Annotated in this window: 17 protein-coding genes; 7 read left to right on the top strand and 10 right to left on the bottom strand. The window is 71.6% G+C overall.

Features of this window, described 5'->3' with window-relative positions; genetic code table 11:
* Positions 1-17: 17 nt before the first annotated feature.
* On the bottom strand, positions 18-905 hold the full coding sequence (locus AB0I15_RS04030) for a sugar phosphate isomerase/epimerase family protein (protein WP_358089744.1): 888 nt from the start codon (positions 903-905) through the stop codon (positions 18-20).
* Between the two features lie 113 nt (positions 906-1,018).
* Here AB0I15_RS04030 and AB0I15_RS04025 point away from each other — a divergent pair, with 113 nt between their 5' ends.
* A complete protein-coding gene (locus AB0I15_RS04025; protein WP_358089741.1) occupies positions 1,019-2,053 on the top strand; it encodes a zinc-binding dehydrogenase in 1,035 nt (344 codons plus the stop codon).
* A complete protein-coding gene (locus AB0I15_RS04020) occupies positions 2,050-2,835 on the top strand; it encodes a sugar phosphate isomerase/epimerase family protein (RefSeq protein ID WP_358089737.1) in 786 nt (261 codons plus the stop codon). Before AB0I15_RS04025 ends, AB0I15_RS04020 begins: the two co-directional genes overlap by 4 nt.
* Positions 2,836-4,019: 1,184 nt before the next feature.
* On the opposite strand, the gene AB0I15_RS04015 is transcribed toward AB0I15_RS04020, so the two are convergent.
* Positions 4,020-5,153 carry a zinc-binding dehydrogenase gene (locus AB0I15_RS04015; RefSeq protein WP_358089735.1) on the bottom strand — a complete coding sequence of 378 codons (1,134 nt, stop codon included), beginning with the start codon at positions 5,151-5,153 and terminating at the stop codon, positions 4,020-4,022.
* Positions 5,146-6,087 carry a Gfo/Idh/MocA family oxidoreductase gene (locus tag AB0I15_RS04010; RefSeq protein WP_358089733.1) on the bottom strand — a complete coding sequence of 314 codons (942 nt, stop codon included), beginning with the start codon at positions 6,085-6,087 and terminating at the stop codon, positions 5,146-5,148. Before AB0I15_RS04010 ends, AB0I15_RS04015 begins: the two co-directional genes overlap by 8 nt.
* Before the next feature lie 108 nt (positions 6,088-6,195).
* Between AB0I15_RS04010 and AB0I15_RS04005 the strand changes: the two genes are divergently transcribed.
* Positions 6,196-7,170, top strand: a complete 975-nt coding sequence (locus tag AB0I15_RS04005) for a glucosyl-3-phosphoglycerate synthase (protein ID WP_358089730.1) — start codon at positions 6,196-6,198, stop codon at positions 7,168-7,170.
* Complete coding sequence (locus AB0I15_RS04000) at positions 7,167-8,285, top strand: glycosyltransferase (protein WP_358089727.1); 1,119 nt, start codon at positions 7,167-7,169, stop codon at positions 8,283-8,285. The genes AB0I15_RS04005 and AB0I15_RS04000 overlap by 4 nt, the downstream gene beginning before the upstream one ends.
* Here AB0I15_RS04000 and AB0I15_RS03995 read toward each other — a convergent pair.
* Together AB0I15_RS03995 and AB0I15_RS03990 are read right to left on the bottom strand one after the other, a co-directional pair.
* Entirely contained in the window at positions 8,282-10,633 is a 2,352-nt protein-coding gene (locus AB0I15_RS03995) for an FtsX-like permease family protein (RefSeq protein ID WP_358089724.1), read from the bottom strand. The two genes, AB0I15_RS04000 and AB0I15_RS03995, sit on opposite strands and share 4 nt — an antisense overlap.
* Complete coding sequence (locus tag AB0I15_RS03990; protein WP_358089722.1) at positions 10,624-11,358, bottom strand: ABC transporter ATP-binding protein; 735 nt, start codon at positions 11,356-11,358, stop codon at positions 10,624-10,626. The genes AB0I15_RS03995 and AB0I15_RS03990 overlap by 10 nt, the downstream gene beginning before the upstream one ends.
* Before the next feature lie 98 nt (positions 11,359-11,456).
* On the opposite strand from AB0I15_RS03990, the gene AB0I15_RS03985 reads away from it, so the two are divergent.
* On the top strand, positions 11,457-12,065 hold the full coding sequence (locus tag AB0I15_RS03985; RefSeq protein ID WP_358089719.1) for a response regulator transcription factor: 609 nt from the start codon (positions 11,457-11,459) through the stop codon (positions 12,063-12,065).
* Here the strand turns inward: AB0I15_RS03985 and AB0I15_RS03980 are convergent.
* The gene (locus AB0I15_RS03980; protein ID WP_358089716.1) at positions 12,006-14,066 is read right to left on the bottom strand and encodes a histidine kinase; all 2,061 of its coding nucleotides are present in this window, start codon (positions 14,064-14,066) and stop codon (positions 12,006-12,008) included. The genes AB0I15_RS03985 and AB0I15_RS03980 overlap by 60 nt on opposite strands.
* Positions 14,067-14,077: 11 nt before the next feature.
* Positions 14,078-14,872 (bottom strand): universal stress protein, encoded by a 795-nt coding sequence (locus tag AB0I15_RS03975; RefSeq protein WP_358089714.1) that lies wholly within the window; start codon positions 14,870-14,872, stop codon positions 14,078-14,080.
* A 79-nt stretch (positions 14,873-14,951) separates the two neighbouring features.
* Here AB0I15_RS03975 and AB0I15_RS03970 point away from each other — a divergent pair, with 79 nt between their 5' ends.
* Positions 14,952-15,254 (top strand): hypothetical protein, encoded by a 303-nt coding sequence (locus tag AB0I15_RS03970; RefSeq protein WP_358089711.1) that lies wholly within the window; start codon positions 14,952-14,954, stop codon positions 15,252-15,254.
* Between the two features lie 98 nt (positions 15,255-15,352).
* A complete protein-coding gene (locus AB0I15_RS03965) occupies positions 15,353-15,901 on the top strand; it encodes a phosphatase PAP2 family protein (protein ID WP_358089709.1) in 549 nt (182 codons plus the stop codon).
* Here AB0I15_RS03965 and pip read toward each other — a convergent pair.
* Genes pip through mscL form a run of 3 tightly spaced genes read right to left on the bottom strand, consistent with a single transcriptional unit; the run spans position 15,855 to position 17,862 of the window.
* A complete protein-coding gene (pip, locus tag AB0I15_RS03960; protein WP_358089706.1) occupies positions 15,855-16,826 on the bottom strand; it encodes a prolyl aminopeptidase in 972 nt (323 codons plus the stop codon). The two genes, AB0I15_RS03965 and pip, sit on opposite strands and share 47 nt — an antisense overlap.
* The gene (locus AB0I15_RS03955) at positions 16,823-17,401 is read right to left on the bottom strand and encodes a hypothetical protein (RefSeq protein ID WP_358089703.1); all 579 of its coding nucleotides are present in this window, start codon (positions 17,399-17,401) and stop codon (positions 16,823-16,825) included. The genes pip and AB0I15_RS03955 overlap by 4 nt, the downstream gene beginning before the upstream one ends.
* Positions 17,402-17,442: 41 nt before the next feature.
* On the bottom strand, positions 17,443-17,862 hold the full coding sequence (mscL, locus tag AB0I15_RS03950) for a large conductance mechanosensitive channel protein MscL (RefSeq protein ID WP_358089700.1): 420 nt from the start codon (positions 17,860-17,862) through the stop codon (positions 17,443-17,445).
* Between the last annotated feature and the right edge of the window lie 71 nt (positions 17,863-17,933).

Below are 17,933 nucleotides of genomic sequence, written 5' to 3'. Positions count from 1 at the left end.
TCGGGGATATGCCGCCCTTACCCCCGGACGAGGTGGCGCAACGTGCGGTAGGCGATTCCGAGACCGGTCTGTACCCTCTCCGTGCTGCCGCTCCACACGGGATCCTCATGCTCCACGGAGACCGCTCCGTCGTATCCGCCCTCGTGCAGCGCGTCGACCACCCTGGTCCAGTCGACCTGCCCGAGCCCCGGGACCCGGAAGCGGTACCAGCCCTTGTCACCGCTGATCGGGCCGTAGAAGCCGTAACGGTCGATCTTGCCGGGCAGGAACTGGACGTCCTTGGCCTGGACGTGGGCGATCTGCCCGATGTACGGGGTCAGCGCCGCCACCGGGTCGATCCCGAGGGCGACCAGGTGTGAGGGGTCGTAGTTGAGCTTGAGCCCCAGCGTGAACATCCACTCCCACAGCTCGGGGGAGTAGGCGAGGTTGCCCGGGTAGCCGTCGGGGTGCCAGCTCTTCATGACGCAGTTCTCGATGACGATCTCGACGCCATGGCGGGTCGCGTACTCGACCAGGGGGCCGAAGACGTCCTCGGCCAGCTTGAGGTTGTCGCGCACGGGGAGCCCGGGGTCGCGGCCCACGAACGTGCCCACGGTGGGGCAGCCGAGCGCGGCGGCGGCGTCGACGCAGCGTCTGACGTGCGCGTTCACCTCTGCCCCTTGCTGAGGGTGAAGATTGTTCTCGTAGTAGGCGATCGAGGAAAGCGCGAGTCCGGTCTCCGCGAAGATTCGCCTGACTCGCGCGTATTCGGCCTCGTCGAAACGATCTACTCTGATGTGATTTCGGTCATCCGTAGAGGGCCATCCGGCGACCTCCAGCGCTTCGAAGCCCTGGTTCGCCGCCCAGCCTGCTATGTCGGTAAGGTCGCTTTCCGGAAGACACGCTGTCAGAAACCCCAATTTCATCTGCCACCTCCGACGGAAGTCGTAGACTTAAGAGTGTTACGAGCGCAACTATCGTGTGCAAACAAGCACTAAATCTTTGACTTTTGTTTGATCATAAAGCGTAAGTGTGAGGAATGCGCGTCATCACCTTTGAAGAACCAGGCCATGTCCACGTGGGCCTGGAGTCGCCCGCCGATCTCGTGCCGGGCTCCGTGCGGGTCCGGACTCTCTATTCGGGAGTCTCCGCCGGCACCGAACTCACCGCCTACCGTGGCACCAATCCCTATCTGACCCGCAAGTGGGACACCGAGCGCAGGCTCTTCGTCGAGGGTCAGACGCACGCCTATCCGCTGAGCGGCTGGGGCTATCAGGAAGTCGGCGAGGTGGTGGAGGCCGCGCCCGATGTGGCCGATCCGCCGGTCGGCAGTCTGGTGTGGGGCATCTGGGGCCACCGCGCCGAGGCCGTCGTCCCGGCGGACAAGCTCGTCGGCCACGTGCTCCCGCCCGGCGCCGATCCGCTGACCGGTGTCTTCGCCCGCGTCGGAGCCATCGCGCTCAACGCCGTGCACGCCGCCGACGTGCACCTCGGCGACCAGCTCGCGATCTTCGGCCAGGGCGTCATCGGACTGCTCGCCACCCGCCTGGCCGTGCTCAGCGGCGCCCGGGTGGTCGCGGCCGACGCCATCGCCGACCGGCTCGAACTGGCCAGGAGGTTCGGCGCGGCCGAGACCTTCGACGTGGCGTCGGGCTCGGTGGCCGAGTTCATGCGCAAGCGCGTCGACGGCGCCGACACGGTGATCGAGCTCAGCGGCAACCATCTCGGCCTGCAGGAGGCGATCCGTACCGTGCGCAGAGGCGGCCGGGTCGTGGCCGCCGGGTTCTACCAGGGCGACGGCATCGGCCTGCGGCTCGGCGAGGAGTTCCACCACAACCAGGTGCAGCTCGTCTCCTCCCAGATCGGCGGCGTCGCGTCGTGGCTGGCGCACCGCTGGGACGTCGAGCGCCTGCAGCGCACGTTCATGGAGCTCGTGCACCGCGGCGAGATCGACACCGCCGAGCTCATCAGCCACGTCATGCCCGTCGACAGCGCCGCCGAGGCCTTCGACCTGCTCGACAAGCACCAGTCCGAGGTGCTCCAGCTCGTCTTCGAATTTGAGGAGTCACAGTGAAGCTCGCCGTACAGGAGCAGCTTCTGCCCGGCCGTTCGCTGCAGGAGAAGTTCGCGTTCGCGGTCGATGCGGGGTTCGACGCCATCGAACTGCGCGGCAAGGGCGATTTCCACTTCGCGGGCCGCCTGACCGAGCTCAAGCGGGCCCTGGCCGACGGCGTGGTCATGCCGACGGTGTGCGTGGACATGCCGCACTTCATCGGCGACTTCGACCCGGCCAAGCGCAAGGACGCCATCCAGCAGCTCAGGTCGCAGCTCACGGTGATCGCCGAGCTGGGCGGCATCGGCGTGATGACGCCCGCCTCCTGGGGCCAGTTCTCGCGTCGGCTGCCGCCGTTCGAGCCGCCGCGCAGCCCCGAGGAGGACCGCGAGGTGCTGGCCGAGGCGCTGGGCATCCTGGGCGAGCACGCGCACCGCAACGGCGTGCTGATCATGCTGGAGCCGCTCAACCGCTACGAGAACCACATGGTCAACACGCTGGCCGAGGCCGTCTCCTACTGCGCCTCCGACTCGATCAGGATCGTCGGCGACACCTACCACATGAACATCGAGGAGGACGACCCCTGCCACGCGCTGGCCGAGGCCGCCCCCTACCTCGCCCACATGCAGATCAGCGAGTCCAACAGGAACCAGCCGGGCACCGGTCACCTCGACTGGGGCGCCCAGCTCGCCACGCTCGACGCCGTCGGTTTCGACGGCTACCTGGCCCTCGAATGCCGCCTGCGCGGTGAGGCCGAGATCGTCCTTCCCCAGACCGCAGCCTTTGTCAGGAAGTATCTATGATCCTTCGCGACGCCGTGCGCGTCCTGGTCTCGAACTGGGACGGCAGTTACACGGTTCCCTCCCGTCGCCTCTACCCGCACCAGTGGAGCTGGGACTCCGCCTTCGTCGCCATCGGCAACGCCCGGTGGTCGCCGCGCAGGGCCAGGTCGGAGCTGCTGTCCCTGTTCGGCGCGCAGTGGCGCGACGGCAGGGTGCCGCACATCGTGTTCAACCCGGAGGTGCCGGAGGGCGCCTACTTCCCCGGCCCCGAGTTCTGGGAGTCGCGGGCGCCGTCCGGGTCGGCGACCTCCGGCATCGTCCAGCCGCCGGTCCACGCGCTGGCCGCGTGGAAGACGCACCTGGCCGAGCCCGACCCGGCGTTCCTGCGCCGGATCTACCCCCGGCTGGTGGCCCAGCAGGAGTTCCTGCGGTCGGCCAGGCGCTCCCCTGAGGGCCTGATCTCGATCGTGCACCCCTGGGAGTCGGGCATGGACAACAGCCCGGCCTGGGACCTGCCGCTGCAGGCCGTCGAGACGGGCGTGGCCGGCTTCGTCCGCAGGGACCTCGACACCGTCAGCGCCGACGAGCGGCCCACCGACCGCGACTACGAGCGCTACGTCGGCCTCGCGCGGGCCTACCGCGACTCCGGCTACCGGCTGCCCGGGGCGTTCCAGGTCGAAGACGCCCTGTTCAACACCGCGTACGGCGTCGCCGAGTCCACGCTGGCCAAGATCGCCGAAGTGTGCGGCGCAGACCCCGCGCCGCACGAGCGCGAGGCCGCCGCGATCACCCGGGCCATGGTCGAGCACCTCTACGACGACGGCCTCTTCCAGTCCCGCGACGTGCGCACCGGCGCCCTGATCCGCTCCAGCAGCGCGGCCGGGCTGACCCCGCTCCTGCTGCCGGGGCTGCCCGCCGAGATCGCCGACACGCTGATCGGGACCGCGCTCGACCGGTTCGCGCTCAAGGACGCCGTGCTGCCCAGCTACGCTCCGGCCGCGCCCGAGTTCGACCCCGCCCGCTACTGGCGCGGCCCGAGCTGGATCAACCTCACCTGGCTGGTCTGGCAGGGCCTGCGGGAGCGCCGCCCCGACCTGGCCGGGCCGCTGGCCGACGCCATGATCCGCGCGGTGTCGCACTCCGGCTTCCGCGAATACTTCGACCCCTTCACGCTGCGCGGCCACGGCTGCCGGGACTTCAGCTGGTCAGCCGCCCTCATCCTCGACGTCGTCGCAGAGCACGGCCTGCACGGTCTGCCGTCGTCGGGCCGCGAGGTCGGCCAGGAACTGGGGAGCGTCGGGAAAGCCGACCACGTCGGTGATCACGTGCTCGCGTAGCCGCGGGCCGTGCTCCCTGAGCAGGGTGACGGTCTCGTGCGAGAGCCGCTCCCTGTCCCAGGCGTGCGCCAGGCCGCGCGGCACCCTGCCGATCTGGGCGCAGCGCAGCGTCAGCCCGTTGTGGTGGAACTCCTCGCCGAGCCGCACCTCGTCGGCCCCCTGCGTGTAGAAGGCCAGGTCCACCAGCGTGCCCTGCGGCCGGAGCAGGCGCAGCCCGAGCGCCAGCGCCCTGGTCTGGCCGCGGCACTGGAACACCACGTCGGCGCCGCGGTCGCCGGGCGCGTGGCGCCAGCGGCGCTTCAGCGTCACGGCCGGGTCGTCCTCGGCGGCCGGCGTCGCCGCCGCGTCGTCTCCGACGGCCAGGACGTTCGCGCCGAGCGCCTCGGCGACCGCCAGCCTGGCCGGGGTCTCGTCCACGACGACGACCTCGGCCGCGCCGCCCGACATGGCGAAGCAGGCGGTCAGCAGCCCGACCACGCCGGCGCCCACGACCACGACCCGCCGGCCGCGCACGCCGTCGCCCAACTGCCCCACGGCCGGGCCGTGCAGGTCGTGGGCGGCGTGCAGCAGGCCGTTGGCGCAGATCGGGCCCATGTGGGCGACGTAGATGCCGAGCATGGGGTCGAGGTCGTCGGGCAGCTCGACGAACCGGTCCTGCATCGGGTCGGCCACGTACGCCGTACGGTGCCCGTAGCACATGGCCACCAGCGCGCCCTCGCGCACGGCCCGCGTCCGCGTCTCGGTCACCAGGCCCACCTGCATGTAGCCGATGCCGCGCACGGGATACTCCACCGACGGCGTGCCCTGGAGGAACAGCCCGAGCGCCGGGTCCCAGGTCGAGCCGAGGTAGGGGTTGGTGCCCTTGACGTAGGTCAGTTCGGTGCCGGCGGAGATCCCGCTGTGCGTGGTCGCCACCATGAACCCGCCCTCGGGCAGGTCGGGCAGCTTCTCCTCGACCAGGCAGACCTCGCCCGGCGCCTCGATGCTGAGCAGGTCACTCATCGAGCATCACCGGCTTCCCTTCGGCGGCGGAACGCGCCAGCGCGAGCGCCAGGCGGTGGGTGCGCAGCGCCTCCCGGTACGGTACGCGGACATCGGCCTCCCTACCCTGCACCGCGTTGACGAACTCCCGGTCCACCCGCGTCTTGGCCTGGCCGTCGTCCTCGATCACCCGTTCTCCGTCCACCAGCAGCCGGGTCTCGCTGAGCTCTAGCGCGATGCCGTCGGCGCACACCTCGAGGCCCACGCGGTGCTTCTGGACGAGCAGGCAGGAGGTCGCCAGCATCCCGGCGGCACCGTCCGCGAAGCGCATGACCGCCGCCGTGGCCCGGTCCACCTCACCGTCCACCGTGCTGCCCGCCGGTACCGCGTGCACCATGGACACCTCGCCCACCAGGAGCCGCGCCAGGTCCAGGACGTGCACCGCCTGCTCGACGATCTGGCCGCCGGACATGCCGGGGTCGAGCCACCAGCCGACCGGGGGGACCTTGTCCAGCCAGTGGCCGAGCGCGAGGCGTACCGGGCGGTCGGCGAGCAGGTCACGGGCCCTTTCGACGATGTCCAGATAGCGCCAGTGGTGGCCGACCGCGGAGGGAAGAGATCTCCGCTCGATTTCGGTCGCGATCATTTCTGCGGTTTGGAGATCGAGTGAAAGGGGTTTTTCCACAAAAATCGGGAGATTACACGACAGAACATCACGTTCCGGGTTACCGTGCGCGAAAGGAGGCACACAGACGTAGACCGCATCCAGACTGCCGGCATTCAGCAGGTCCGCATGGCCGCCATAGGCGGGGGAGCCATGCTTGGAGGCCAGAGCCTCGGCCTTGTGGGGATCCGTGTCGGCGATTCCAGCGATCGTGACATCGGGGAAGCCGGACAGGACGTCTGCATGGCGAGCGGCGACATTTCCGGCACCTACGATGCCGATACGGGTCATTGGGGACACAATCCGGCATATGCCACGTGTAGGCGTAATCAAACAAACATGTTCGAAAGCCTATGGACCGGGCAGATGCCGTGACCTCATGAGATCGGGGCTGACTGCATGGAGACAGATGTGCGAGCCTTGGCCAGAGTCCAAGAATGGTACGGACCCCACTCGAGCACCGCCGCCGAGTGGCCCGTGGACGCCTTAATGATGGCCAAGGGAAACACCACGGTAAGCGTGATCCTGCCTGCTCGCGACGAGGAGAGCACGGTGGGCGACATCGTCAGGGTGATCCGCAGAGACCTCGTCGAGCGCACGCCGCTCGTCGATGAGATCCTCGTCGTCGACTCCAACTCCAGGGACGCCACCGCCGACCGGGCCCGCGAGGCGGGCGCCCGGGTGGTGGCGCAGAACGAGGTCCTGTCGCATCTTCCGCCGTTGACGGGCAAGGGGGAGGCGCTGTGGAAGGGAGTGGCCGCCTCCACCGGGGACATCATCGTGTTCATCGACGCCGACCTGCGCAGTTTCGGCGCGCACTACGTGTCGGGACTGGTGGGTCCGCTGCTGGTGGACGGTGACACCCATTTCGTCAAGGCGACCTACGAACGGCCGTACATCGGCGCGGACGGCGTCACGCAGCGAGGTGGCGGCGGACGCGTGACCGAGCTGGTGGCCAGGCCGCTGCTCAACATGTTCTGGCCGGAGCTGGCCGGCTTCGCCCAGCCGCTCGGCGGCGAGTACGCCGCCAGACGCGCGGTGCTCGAACAGGTGCCGTTCGTCACCGAGTACGGCGTGGAGTTCGGGCTCCTCGTCGACCTGCTCCAGCTCGTCGGGCTGGACGCGATGGCCCAGGTGGACCTGGGACACCGCACCCACACCCACCAGTCGATGACCGCGCTCGGCCGGATGGCCGGGCAGATCATGCAGACCGCCTGGTCCCGCCTGGAACGCCAGGGCCGCGTGCTGGCCTCGGAGCCTCCGTCGCACACGCTGCTGCAGTTCGGGCTGGAAGGCGAGGCCGGTCTGGTGGACGTGGCCGTGGCGGAGCGCCCTCCGCTCGCCTCCCTGGTTCTTGAGGAGGATCCGGCATGAAAGTCCTGGTGAACGCGGGACCGTGGCTCGAGGTCCCGCCCGCCGGCTACGGCGGTATCGAGAACGTGGTGGCCACCTTGGTGCCCGCGCTGCGTGAGCGGGGAGTGGAGGTGGTGCTGGCCTCCGTCGGCTCCAGCCCGCTCGAGGTGGACGAGCTGATCAGCGTCTACGACGAGGGTCAGTTCACGGAGCTGCAGAAGCCGTACAACCAGGTCATGGGCATCACCCACGCCCATCTGGCCAGGGTGGTGGACGAGCTGCGCTCCCGCGACGACATCGACCTCGTGCACGATCACGTGGAGGTGGTGGGCCCGGCCGTGCTGTCGGCCCTGGGCGGCCCGCCCGTCCTGCACACCCTCCATTGGGACCTGCACAAACATCCCGCCTTCTATGGCTCGTTCCCGCCGTCGGTCGCGGTCAACGGGGTGTCGGACTCGCAACTGGCCCGCGCTCCGGAAGCGCTGCGCGCGGCCTCCCTCGGCGCCATCCACCTGGCCACCCCGCTCGCCGACCGCGACCTGCGGGCCGAACGCGGCGATCACCTGGTGGTGATGGGCCGCATCTGCGGGCTCAAGGGTCAGCACGTGGCGGCCAGGATCTGCCAGAAGCTCGGCCTCCCGCTGGTGCTGGCGGGCCCGGTGAGCGGCCGGAACACACCCGCCGAGCTGGACGTGGTGGCCCAGAACCCCTACCACCCGCTGCACAGCCACCCGGACGTGCGCTACCACCTGGACCAGGTGTCCCGCTACCTGGACGAGGAGCTGGTCAGGTGGGTCGGGTCGGTGGGCGGCCCGGCCAGGGACCACCTGTACGCCTCGGCCCGCGCCGCGCTCTTCCCCATCCAGTGGGACGAGCCCGGCGGCACGGCCGTGGTGGAGGCCCTGGCCCTCGGCGTACCACCCGTGGGCCTGCGGCGCGGCTGCCTGCCGGAGATCATCGACCACGGCCGCACCGGCTTCCTCGCCGACAGCGAGGAGGAGCTGGCGGAGTGGGTGCTGCGGGTGGACGAGCTGGACCCGGAGGAATGTCGCCGGGAGGCCCGCCGCCGCTTCTCCCCGTCCGTCATGGCCGACCGTTACCTGGAGCTGTACGAGAAGGTCGCGGGCAGCCGCTAGGCCAGGGCGTCCGCCGGGCGGGTCCGCAGGGCCCGCCGCGCCGGGAGGGCCGTGGACAGCAGCGCCAGGACGGCCGCCGCGACGACCACCAGCGCGTACGTGCCCAGCGGCACGTACGGCGTCGCCGACCCCGTCATCCCGGCCCCGAACGCCGCCAGCGTCACCCAGGAGACCGCCGTGCCCGCCAGCGCGGCGGTCAGCACCGCGCCGAGCGTCTCCAGCCGGAGCATGCGCAGCACCTGCCGCCTGGTCGTACCCGCCAGCCGGAGCACGGCCAGCTCCCTCACCCGGCCCGAAGTGGCCATGGCCAGGGTGTTGACCACGGCGATCGCGGTGAAGGCGATGATCAGGCCGAGCGCCACGAACGTGACCTGCGGATCGGCGGCGGCCACATCGGCGGCCTGGGCGCGGTCGAGCACGAGCGCGCCGGGCACCGCCTCCGCCAGGGCGGCCCTGGTCAGGGTGGGCGCCGACACCAGAAGGGTGCCCGTGGGGTCGTCCACGTGGCCGCGGACCAGCTCGTACGGCAGCGTCACGTCGCCGAGGCCCAGGCCGCGCGTGTAGACGGCGGCCACCCCGAGCGTGGCGGGGGTGCCGTCACCGAGGGTGAGGGTCACCCGGTCGCCGGGGGCGAGGCCGAGGTGGGCGGCGGCGGTGCGGCTGAGGGCGACCGAGCCCCGGCCGAAGCGGTCCATGGAGCCGCCGACGACGCCGAGGTCCATGGTGCGCGGGTCGTAGGCGATGGCCTGGGCGCCGTACTTGTCCAGGCCGACCCGGATCGACGTGCGCAGCACCGGGGTGACGGCCGCCACGCCGGGGACGCGCCGTACCTGGTCGGCGGAGGCTCCGGGGAGCACGTAGCCGGCCAGGGTGCCCGCGTCGGCCTGCTCCTGGGCGGCGTGGCCCATCGTGGTCTGGGCGAACAGGATCGTGCACGTCATCGCCACCATCAGGGTGAGCGGCGCCAGCACGGACGCCAGCGTCTTGGGGGCGGCGCGCAGGTTCCTGGCGGCCAGGAAGCCGCTCGGACCGGCGGCCCGCAGCGGGATCAGTCGCGTGGCCCTGGCGACCAGCGGGCCGAGCAGGGCCAGGGCGATCGTCCAGACCAGCGCGGTCAGCATGGTCACCGGCGTGGCCGCGGCCTCGGTGTCCAGCCCCGACAGGACCAGGGTGAGCGCCACGCCGCCCGCCACGAGCACCGCCCCGGCCGCCAGCCGCCACCCGGGCAGCCGTCCGCTGTCCAGCGCGGCCTCGCCGAGCGCCTCGACCGGGCGGATCCTGGACAGGCGGCGGGCGGAGACCCGGGCGGCGGCCCAGGCGGCGCCCACCGTGACGATCAGCGCGATCAGCGGCGGAAACGGGCTGAGCACCAGGCCCAGGTTCGCCGGGGTCGCGCCGAGGGTCACGAACACGCCGTGCAGCCCCAGGCCGAGCCCGATGCCCGCCGCCGCGCCCGGCACCCCGGCCAGTACGCCGACCAGCAGGGCCTCGTCGCCGACCAGCCTGCGTATCTGGCCGGGCGTGGCGGCCACGGCCCGCAGCAGCGCGAGCTCGCGGTGCCGCTGCTGGATCGACAGCGCGAACGTGCCGACCACGACGAGCAGCGCGACCAGCAGCGAGGTGCCGGCCAGCGCGCCGCCCATGCTGATCAGCTTGACCCGCGCCTGCTCCGCGTCGAGGAACTCCAGCCGCCCGCGCTCCAGCCCGGTGTACAGCACCGCGCCCTGAGGGGCGACGGAGATCCCGGGGAAGACGCCGGCGGCGCTGACCTTGCCCGGATGCCCGGCCAGGCGGCGGGCCTGCGCGGTGGCGAAGAACACGGTGTCCTGACCGGGCAGGGCCTGCGCGGTGACGCCCACCACGCGGTATCCGCGCAGCCGCGCCCCCACCTCCAGACCGGCCCCGGCGTCCACGATCACCTCGTCGTCCGCGCGCGGTGCACGTCCCTTCGCGATCGTGAACGGGGTGAGCGCGGCCGACTCCCAGCCGTGCCCGGTGAAGCCGCCGAACGGGAACGTCACCTCCGGGACCACCTTGGCCACGCCGGGCGTACGCTCCAGCGCCTCGACGACCGTCAAGGGCAGCCAGGCGCGCTCCGACAGCGGCTTGGCCTTGGTCTTGGTGTCGCCGTCGCCCTTGACGACGGTCTCGCGGACGTACTGGTCGGCGGCCACGATCGCGGGCGCCCCGGCGTACCGCTCGGGGGCGACCGTGCCGCGCAGGCCGGTCTCCAGCAGCATCAGGCACGCGCACACCAGCGCGGCGGCGCACAGCAGCGCCACGAACGCCCCCGCGAACGCGCCCTTGCGGTGGCGCAGCGTCTTCAGCGCGAACCCGGTCACTTCCACGCCCCCAGCCCGGTCATCCGCTCGGCCACCTTCTCAGGCGTCGGGGCGGTCATCGCGTCCACGATCCGGCCGTCGGCCAGGAACAGCACGGTGTCGGCGTACGAGGCGGCCAGCGGGTCGTGGGTCACCATCACCACGGTCTGGCCCAGGCCGTCCACCACGTCGCGCAGCAGGCGCAGCACGTCCCTGGCCGTCATCGTGTCCAGCGCGCCGGTCGGCTCGTCGCCGAACACCACCTCGGGACGCGTGATCAGCGCCCTGGCGATCGCGACCCGCTGCTGCTGGCCGCCGGAGAGCTGCGCGGGACGGTGCCCGGCCCGGCCCTCGAGCCCCACCCTGCGCAGGATCTCCGCCAGCAGTTCCCCGTCCACGCGGGCGCCGGACAGGCGGAGGGGGAGGGTGACGTTCTCCACCACGTCGAGCGCGGAGATCAGGTTGAACGCCTGGAACACGAAGCCGACCCGCCGCCGGCGCAGCTCGGTGAGTGCGGTCTCGTCCAGGTTCGCCAGCTCCGTGCCGCCGAGCCGGACCGAGCCCGACGACGGCACGTCCAGGCCCGCCGCGCAGTGCAGGAACGTGCTCTTGCCCGACCCCGACGGGCCCATCACGGCGGTGAAGGAGCCGCGCGGAATCCCCGCCGACACCTCCCGCAGGGCCGCCACCGCGCCCTGGCCCTTTCCGTACACCTTGCTCACGGCTTCCAGCCGTACCGCGTCCGTCGTCATGTCCTCCAGCCTGCCGACCAGCGGGTACGCGGCCCAGAGACGCCGTCACCGATCACCCATGACCTCCTCATGATTCGGACACTGGTAGACATGTCTCCGTGATTCGCGTACTGCTGGCCGAAGACCAGGCGGTCATCAGGGGCGCCCTGGCGGCCCTGATCGGCCTGGAGCCGGACCTGGAGGTCGTCGCCGCCGTCGAGACGGGCGCCGCCGCCGTCTCCGCGGCCGCCGTGGACCTGCCCGACGTGGCCGTCCTCGACATCGACATGCCCGGCGAGCTGGACGGCCTGGAGGCCGCCGCCCGGATCCGCGCCCGCGTGCCGGCGTGCCACACGCTCATGCTCACCGGGTACGGCAAGCCCGGCCACCTCAAGCGGGCCCTGGCGGCGCAGGTGAGCGGGTTCCTGCTGAAGACGGCGCCGCCCGAGGAGCTGGTGGCCGCGATCCGCGAGGTCGCCCGGGGCAACCGGGTGCTCGACAAGGCGCTCGCGATCACGGCCTGGGACCTGGCCGACAACCCGCTCACGCCGCGCGAGGCCGACGTGCTGCGGCTGATGGCGGGCGGGGCGGACGCCACCGACGTCGCCGCCCGGCTGCACCTGAGCGCCGGGACCGTGCGCAACTACCTGACGGCCATCGTGGCCAAGCTAAACGCGCGCAACCGTACCGACGCCGTGCGCATCGCCACCGAGTCGGGCTGGATCTAGCGGCGCGCGGGCGTCGAGCCGGAACCAGCCGTCCGCGGCCTCCGTGGTGAGCCGGCCGTCCAGGGCGGCCAGGCGGGTGGTGAGGTTGCCGAGGCCCGACGAGCCGTGGCGGGTGCCGGCCCGGTGGGCGCCGTCGTTGCGCACGCTCAGGCGTACCCGGTCGCCGTCGGCGGCCGTCTCGATCGCGCAGTGGCGGGCGGCGCTGTGGCGCAGGACGTTCGTGACGGCCTCGCGCAGCACGGCGCTGAGCACGGTCTCGACCTCGGGCGGCAGCGGCGGGTGCGCCAGGGCGGCGGTGACCTCGACGTGGGCCGCCCGCAGGACGGACACGGCCGAGTCCGTCTCGGCCGCGAGCGAGAGGTCGCGCTGTTCGCCCGACACCGAGCGCAGGTCGTGCCCAGCGCGTTCGGCCATGTCGAGCACGTCGGCCAGCTCCGCCCGCGCGCGCTCCGGCGGCAGGCGGCGGGCCAGCTCGCATTTGAGCAGGATCGCGGCCAGGCTGTGTCCGAGTAGGTCGTGCAGGTCGCGGGCGGCCCGCAGCCGCTCCTCGACCACGGCCGAGCGGGCCAGGCCCTCCCTGGCCGTCCTCAGCTCCTTCACGATCTGGGCCAGGCGCAGCAGGCTGTAGATCACCAGCCCCGTGACGAGCGTGCTGACCGTGACGTTCGCCCATTCCGGCAGGGGCAGCCCGAAGCGCGCGGCGATCGCGCCCGTGGCGGCCACGATGGCGGCGGTCAGCGGCCAGGCCACCCGGGGCCGGAAGGCCAGCAGCACGGGGCCGGCCAGGAACCCGCTCATCCCCAGCCAGATCGGGCCGAACACCGGGATCGGCGCGTAGGTGAGCACCGCCATCACCGCCAGCGCGGCCATGTGCCGCCCGGTGACGGACCTGAGCTGCATGACCACGATCGCGGCCAGCATCGCGGCGGCGGGCAGGAGCAGGCCGGGCGGGATCTGGAGCAGCGCCTTGGCGCTGAACCCGATCAGCACGGCGGCCAGCAGCAGCACGGAGACGCCTGCGGGCTCACGGGGCTCGGCCCGGCGGCGCGGTGCGGGCAGGCTCGCCTCGACGGTGTGACGGCCCGCGTCGGACAGCGCGCCGCGCAGCGTGCCGCCCGCGGCGCGCACCTGCTCGATCAGCCCGCTCAGGTCGTCGTCCTCGGCGGTGCGGCGGCCGTCGTCGGTGACACGCAGGTGCACCGTGCCGGCCGTCTCGCGGGTCTCGATCACACAGGTACGGGCGGCGCCACGGCGTACGACGTCGGTGACCGCCTCCCTGAGCACGGCCGCCAGCAGCGCCCCCGCCGGTCCCAGCGGCTCGGTGTGCCCGGAGCGCACCTCGGCCTCGACCCCGGCCGCCGCCAGCATGGCGCGGGCGGTGGTCAGCTCGGGCGCCAGCGACATCGCCCGGTAGCTCGACGCCGCCGTCCGCGCGCCGGCCAGGGAGCGCCGCGCCGTGTCGGTCACCTCGCCGAGGTCGCGCCCGCCGCGTACGCCCTCCACGATCGCCGTCAGGCCGCGGCCGAGACCGTCGCTGAGCTCGGCCGCGATGCGCAGCCGCTCCTCGCCCACCGCCGCGGCGGCCAGGGCCAGGCGGGTGGCGTGCAGGTCGTCGACCCGCTCCACCAGGCGGATGAGCCCGGGGACGATCAACGTCATCAGCACCGTGGTGATCGCCAGGTCAAGCGTGACCGGCACGTCACCGCTCCGCGCGTACGCGATCACCACCGCGCCGAACACCACCCCCGGGGCCAGCGCCCACAGCCGGGTCACCAGCAGCGAGCCCGCCAGATAGCCGAGCACCACCACGGACGCCCCGGAGCCGAGCGTCACCCAGGTGACCAGCACCGCCTGCGCCGCCAGCAGCCACCACGCCCTCGACCACAACGTGTAGAGGCACTGCACGGCGAAGACGAGCACGGCCCCGGCGGCCCCCGCCAGGACGTACACGCTGGACAGCGCGGCCAGCACCGCGACCACGATCACGCGCGTCGGGAACACATCCGGCAAGCTTAGGAGAAGCCCCGCGGTAGCACGGCGACGGGGCAGGAGGAGGCCCGCAGCACCTTCATGGCCAGCTCACCGAGGAACACGCGGTGCGGTTGGGCGTCCTCGCCGGCCGCGCACACCAGCAGCTCGCCGGGCAGCCACTCGACGTCCGCCAGCGCCGCCGCCGCGTCGTGGCCCTCGGCCACCTCGGACTCCGCCTCGATCCCGGTCGTCTCCCAGGCCAGCCGGACGGCCAGGGCCAGATCGTCCCTGAGCCGGCCCTGGTCCTCCGTGCGCAGGTCGAGCGTGATCAGCCGGAGCGGCACACCGAGCCGTAGCGCCGCCTGCGCCACCCGCTCCACCGCCGCGTCGCACTGCGGCCGGTGCACGTAGGCGAGCGTGAGCCGGGCGGGCGCGCCGGGCGGCGCGTATTGTGCGGGCGCCAGCATCACCGCCTCGGACGACCGGTGCAGCAGATGGTCGGAGGCCGACCCGATCGCGATCCGGCCGGGCTGCCCGCCGGTCGCCGAGCCGACCACGATCAGGTCGGCCCTGATCCGGCCGGCCAGCACCGACAGCCCGCGCCCGGTGCCCCTGCTCTCGAACGTGAGGTAGTCGGCTGGCGCGGGCCCCAGGTTCTCGGCCGCGTGCGCCAGGTTGGCCTGCGCCTCGACGGCCAGCCCCGGGCTGCCGGGCGGGTAGACGGTGGCGACCGTGAGCTCGCCGCCGGTCACGCCCGTGATCGCGGCGGCCAGGGCGAGAGCGTCTCGCCCGCCCTGGTCGTCGCTGTAGCCGACGATCACGTGCGCTCCGATCACGACTGCCCTCTTACCCGCTCTGAGCAGGGAATACGCGGCATCGCCCGGAACGTTGCAAACGTACGGAGGCGCAAAGAAAGTGAAGATCACTCTTGACACCCGGTTCAACGGGTCCCTCGGCCCGGTCACGCTCCGTGAAGCGGTTCGGCAGCTCAAAGCGCACGATCTGGCGTGCACGGTGCCAGCGGACACCGTGGAGCGGAAGGTCACCATCTTCTCCGACTGCGTGGAGCGCGGGTTCACGCCGCTCCGCAGCGAGATCATGGCCGCCTACTACGTCGCCGAGCGCGACGCCACCACCGAGGCCTTCGACCGGGGCTTGATCACCCAGGGCGAGCTGGAGACGAGGCAGGCCGCGCTGGTCCGCCAGTTCCTGGCCTGAGTTCAGGCGAATTCCCGACTTTCCACCCAATGGTGGAGGCGGTTGCCGCGTTCTGTTCGTAAGGTCGTGTCCATTGATCATTCATCGATTGGACACGTGTGTATCAGGACATCGTCGACTTCGCCATGGCCACCCCCGGTTGGCTGCACACGCTCGCCGAAGTGGGCACGGACGCGGGGTTATTCGTGTTCGCGGCGTTGTTCGTGGTGGCCTTCCTGCGGTCGTGGCGCGGCCCGGCGCGGGACCTGGCACTGGTGATCGCCGGCCCGGCGGGGATCGTGCTGGCCTACGTCGTGAGCGAGGTCGCCAAGCTCCTCATCCGGGAGGACCGGCCCTGCCGGGGCGGGATCGCGACGATCGCCGCCTGCCCGCCCCCGGCGGACTGGTCCTTCCCGAGCAACCACTCCGTGATCGCGGCGGGCGCGGCGGCCACGCTCGCGCTGGTCTGGCGCTCCCTGGCCTGGGCGGTGTTCCCGCTGGCGGCCCTCATGGCGTTCTCGAGGGTGTTCGTCGGCGTGCACTATCCGCACGACGTGGCCGCGGGCTTCCTGCTGGGGCTGGGCCTCGCGCCGCTGTTCGCGTTGCTGCTGGTCGGCGCCGTCACCCCTGCCGTACGTCTCGCGCGAAGCCGTCTGTTGCCCCAATGAGCCGGTCGAGGATGCCCGGCTCCGAATAGGCGTGCCCGGCGTCGTCGACCACGTGGAACTCGGCCTCGGGCCACGCCTTGTGCAGGTCCCAGGCGGTCGCCATGGGGGTGCAGACGTCGTGGCGGCCCTGCACGATCACCGCCGGGATGTGCCGGATCTTGCCGACGTCCCTGATGAGCTGGTCGGGCTCGAACCAGCCGTCGTGGGTGAAGTAGTGGTTCTCGATCCTGGCGAAGCTGACGGCCATCCGGTCCTCGCCGAAATCCGCGACGAGCGCCGGATCGGGCCGCAGCGTGACCGTGCCACCCTCCCACTGGGACCACGCCTTGGCCGCCCGCAGCCGGGCGTCGGCGTCCGGCCCTTCCAGCCGCCGGCGGAAGGCCGCGATCAGGTCGCCCCGCTCCTCCTCCGGGATCGGGGCGACGAAGCGCTCCCACAGGTCGGGGAACAGGTGGCTGGTGCCCTCCTGGTAGAACCAGCGCAGCTCCTGGGGACGCAGGGTGAAGATCCCGCGCAGCACCAGCTCGGTCGTCCGGCCGGGGTGCGTCTGCGCGTAGGCCAGCGCCAGCGCGCTGCCCCACGAGCCCCCGAACACCTGCCACCGGTCGATGCCGAGGTGCTCGCGCAGCAGCTCCATGTCCGCCACCAGGTTCCAGGTGGTGTTGGCGCTCAGGTCGGTCGCCGGGTCGGAGGCGTGGGGCCGGCTCCGGCCGCAGTTGCGCTGGTCGAACAGGACGATGCGGTAGAGCTCGGGGTTCCACTGGCGGCGGTGCTTGGCACTGCACCCACCCCCGGGGCCGCCGTGCAGCATGACCGCCGGCTTGCCGTCGGGGTTGCCGCAGACCTCGTAGTGGATCTGGTTGCCGTCACCCACGTCCAGCAGGCCGGACTCGTACGGTTCGATGGGCGGGTAGAGGGTTCTCATGGACCCCATTCATATCGGTTCAGGAACGAGCGGTCGTCCGTGGCGTACTCGTTGAACGCCTGCTGCACCTCCGCCAGCTCCGGCACCGTGGCGCGGACGAGCGTGCCCTCCTTGTACTCCAGTTCGTAGCCCGGCGACACCTGCAGAAAATGGCGGCCGAAGTTGACCAGGGCCACGAACGGGTTCTGCGGGGACATCGTGGCCAGCACGTCGTGGACGAGGCCGAGGTCGGGGTCGTTGACGACCATGCCGTCACCCGTGTGGAGCTGCATGCCCTCGTAGACCCCCAGCGGCGCCACGTTGTGCACGAGGTCGCGCTGGGGGTCGTAGCAGACCAGGCCGTGAGCCCTGGCGACGGTGAAGACCTGCGCGGACGTCTCGTCCATCGTGTCGAGGTCCATGGTCACCAGCACGTGCCCGCCGGGATAGAGCGTGACCTCTCCCGGCAGCTCCTTGGCGACCTCGGGAGGGTCGCCGCCGCCGGGCTCGGCCCGCTTGACCGCCAGGTACGTCGCGCGTGCCTGGTCCCTGCTGATCGGCACCGGCTCGTCCCAGACCATCAACTCAACGCTCATCGGTCCATCTTGGCCGACCGGCTCCGCCTCCGCGCGTGCCACTACCTGGGTTTTTCCGAATCCGGCACCAGCTCGACGGTGCAGCTCGCGCAGCGGCGCGCCTCGGTGGGAATGTCGGACAGGCATTCGGGGCACTGCTTGGTGGTGGCCGCCCTGTCCCGGTCGAGCAGCCGGACGAGCCGGGTCATCGGGGCCATGATCAGCCAGTACACGACGGCGGCGATGATCAGGAAGCTGAGCAGATGGTTGAGGAAGTCCCCGTACTTGAAGCGGCTGCCGTTGATCGTGAAGGAGTACTGGGCGAAGTCCGGCTGCCGGCCACCGGTGATCGCGCCGATCAGGGGAGTGATGAGGTCGGTGACGAGTGCCTGGATCAGGCCGCTGAACGTGGCGCCGATGATGACCGCTACTGCGAGCTCGACGATGTTGCCCCGGAGTAAGAACTGCTTGAAGCCACTCATGACAACCGCATGTAGCCCGGAACGGCGCCGCCAAACGGGACGGGAGCATGCTGAGTGCGTGGGCCGCCTCC

The sequence above is a fragment of the Nonomuraea sp. NPDC050643 genome (genome assembly GCF_040654715.1).
Lineage (GTDB): Bacteria > Actinomycetota > Actinomycetes > Streptosporangiales > Streptosporangiaceae > Nonomuraea.
Note: the sequence above shows the minus strand (reverse complement) of the source record. Positions and strands in the feature narration are given on the sequence as shown.